This is a genomic window from Bacteroides sp. D20 (assembly GCF_003436255.1).
Classification (GTDB): domain Bacteria; phylum Bacteroidota; class Bacteroidia; order Bacteroidales; family Bacteroidaceae; genus Bacteroides; species Bacteroides uniformis.
On the sequence record NZ_QSOO01000039.1, the window covers coordinates 1 to 915 of the forward strand.

At 50.6% G+C, this 915-nt stretch carries 1 pseudogene; it reads right to left on the bottom strand.

Annotated elements, in window-relative coordinates:
- Positions 1-72 precede the first annotated feature (72 nt).
- Positions 73-915, bottom strand: a pseudogene (locus DXD78_RS20755) (helicase); the annotation flags it as partial.

Genomic DNA, 915 nt, shown 5'->3' on the forward strand with positions numbered 1-915 from the left:
CAGAAAGGATAAAATTTACTTTTAGACCTTTTGGGATAGCCCTTATTAATACTTCAGATAAAATTCCTAAGGTTATATTTTCAATCCTTTGGACCGGGTTTCCTCCTTGGCATACAGCCCCGGATGCCCAGTTATGGTGTGATTGGCGATAATACTTTCCGATGGATTGCGTATTTGCGGTGATGTATCTTCGGGATATTGCCTGATACCGTTTCGCACACCTTTCGCTTCCGGTTTGACCTGTTGCCCTTCATGCTCCTTTTCGGTGATTTCGGGTGTAGGCGGCGCAAGTTCCAGCTGTATCTTGCGGTCAAGGGCGGCAAGTTCGGACTTCAACTGTTTCAGTTCTTCCTCCTTCTTCCACACCTTGCCTGCTATCTCCTGCAACTGCGGTATCTCACGTTCCAAGACCTCATTCTTCGCTTTATACTGGTCGATGATGGAGGGGATTCTCTCAATCGCGTTGAGGAAGTTGCGGGCGGCGGCCAACGGGTCAGCCAGCGCCAGATGCCCGTTGTTGTAGGTGTACTTGTAGTTCCCCTCGACCACGAAGCGGTTGTCGGTAAACTCCAATCCCTCTTTGAGTATCCTTTCGCTGACCACCTTTATCGGGAAACCGTAAAACTCTCCAACCTGCGTGTACAACCCTCCGGTCGTGGCATTCTTGGCTATCTCCTGCAAACGCTTTCCGATGACTTTCTCATCGGCGGAATCCACTCCGTCCACCTTTATTATATTAAGGTGATTGCCCTCCTTGTCGGTCTGCACCACAGAGAGGAAGCGGTTCCAGTCCTCCGTCATGGCATCTATGAAAGCTGTGTTGTTGCCCAGCTCGCGGGTCTTCGATTCCAGCTTGAACTCCGAATCACGCTTGCCCTTGTTGAACGACTTGCGTTCCCCTTCGAGCGAGGCGAT